This is a genomic window from uncultured Campylobacter sp., assembly GCF_938040115.1.
GTDB lineage: Bacteria > Campylobacterota > Campylobacteria > Campylobacterales > Campylobacteraceae > Campylobacter_A.
In genome coordinates this window covers 1-1,165 of sequence record NZ_CALHXD010000180.1, presented here as the reverse complement: position 1 = coordinate 1,165, position 1,165 = coordinate 1, and the positions used below count along the sequence as shown (strand labels likewise).

The following is a 1,165-nucleotide window of genomic DNA, read 5'->3' as shown; positions in this document are numbered from 1 at the left end:
GCCACACGTTTTGTCCGTATTGCTCGTTTCACAAGTATCATTACGAGCAGGAGCTGGCTAAAATTTATTTTGAAAATTTAAGGCAAGAGATGCGGCAGGTTAAGGCCGCAGGCTTTGATTTCGGCTCGCTTTACGTCGGCGGCGGCACGACGCTCATAAACGAACCCGAGCTTGAAAAAACGCTCGTAATGGCTAAAGAGCTTTTTAATATCAAAAACGTGTCCTGTGAGAGCGATCCAAACCACATTCAGCCCGAAAATTTAAAGAGATTTCAAGGACTCATCGACCGCCTAAGCGTGGGCGTACAAAGCTTTGACAACGAGACGCTAAAACGCGTAGCCAGATACGAGAAATTCGGCTCTAGCGAGGTTTTACAAGAAAAGCTTAAAAAAGCTATGGGTATCTTGCCGACTTTGAGTTTAGATCTTATCTTTAACCTCCCGAACCAAACCAAAGAGCAGCTGCTAAACGACATCAAAATCGCAAAATCCATAGCCCCAGAGCAGATCATGTTTTATCCGCTGATGAAGTCGCCTCTTACGCGCGATGCGATCGCGAAGTCGCTAGGCGTCGCAGATAGCGACAACGAGCGCGAATTTTACGAGATCATCTGCGAGAGCTTTAGCGACTATCATCAAAGCAACGCTTGGGCATTCGGCCGAGATAGCGCGAATTTGCGCGACGAATACGTCGGCAGCCACCACGAGTACGTGGGCGTGGGTAGCGGCGCGTTTAGCTTTTTAAACGGCGAGCTGGTTATCAACGCCTTTAATCTGCTCGACTACGGCCGCCGCGTTAAAAGCGGCGAAAGCCCCGTAATCGCAAAGTGCGGCTTTACGAAAAAAGAGCGGCTAAAGTATATCTTCCTCACCGAGCTGTTTGACGGCGGCGTAAATATCGCCAAATACGACGAATTTAACGGCGCGAATATCAAAAAAGAGCTATTTGCGGAGCTAAATTTACTAAAGCTGGTCGGCGCTATCTACGAAGAGGGCGGCCGCATCGTGCCGACGGGATTTGGTAGGTATCTTTGCCTTGTACTCATGCGCGATTTTTATGCGGGCATGGATAAGGTGCGCGCGATATTTAAAGACGACGCGAAGATAAAGCGCAGTAAAATTTTACGCATCATGAGCGAAGAGACGCATGCTGATTTTGAGGACGC

1 protein-coding gene is annotated in these 1,165 nt (G+C 48.6%); it reads left to right on the top strand.

Annotation, left to right across the window (positions count from 1 at the left end; genetic code table 11):
- Positions 1–1,165 (top strand): coproporphyrinogen III oxidase family protein (locus tag Q0314_RS06355; RefSeq protein WP_298057602.1); only part of this gene is annotated, 1,165 nt, incomplete at both ends.